Source organism: Psychrobacter sp. 1U2 (assembly GCF_051847575.1).
In genome coordinates this window covers 1-746 of record NZ_JBPYDC010000989.1, presented here as the reverse complement: position 1 = coordinate 746, position 746 = coordinate 1, and the positions used below count along the sequence as shown (strand labels likewise).

At 44.0% G+C, this 746-nt stretch carries 1 protein-coding gene; it reads right to left on the bottom strand.

All coding sequences use genetic code 11. The features are described 5' to 3' along the window. Positions 1 to 18: 18 nt before the first annotated feature. Entirely contained in the window at positions 19 to 690 is a 672-nt protein-coding gene (gene modB / locus ACS8FD_RS19940) for a molybdate ABC transporter permease subunit (protein ID WP_439277145.1), read from the bottom strand. Between the last annotated feature and the right edge of the window lie 56 nt (positions 691 to 746).

Below are 746 nucleotides of genomic sequence, written 5' to 3'. Positions count from 1 at the left end.
TTTTAGGATTGATACAGATTAACGCTGGTTCAGCTTATTTATGCTCGCAATGAGCGCCACCATAATCATCCCTATAATAATAAGAACGCCTGACATCATGTGCGCCGCTTCATAATTGAGCGCCTCGACTTGCTCATATATGGCGATCGATACCACTTTGGTCTCACCTGCGATGCTACCCCCTATCATTAGTACCACGCCAAACTCACCAATGGTATGAGCAAAACTGATAAGACTACCCAAAATGATACCAACTTTTGCTTGTGGTAACGCCACTCTCATAAAGCGCTTAAGACGGCTTGGCTCTAATAACCCTGCCATATCCATCACGCTTTTGGGAATACGTAAAAACTGAGCATAGACAGGCTGAATATAGAACGGTAGGGAGTAAATAATAGAGCCGATGACCAGACCTTCAAAGGTAAAGATTAAGGGGCTAATGTTATGTTCACTAAGCCATTTGCCAATACCCGAGCTAGGGCTTAGCAATAATAATAAGTAAAACCCAATAACAGTAGGTGGCAGTACCAGCGGCATGGCAATAACGCCCATCATTACCACTTTGACACGTGCCACGAAGTGTCCACGACTTGGTTTGGCAAGCCAATATGCCACAGGCGTGGCAAAGAGTAATAAACATAAAGTGGTAATAGTAGCCAGCTTAAGGCTGACTAAGAATGGACTGAGCATGTCGGACATAAAGGATGGGTCTATCATAACGCCGTTGCTCATCATATTAGTAAAGG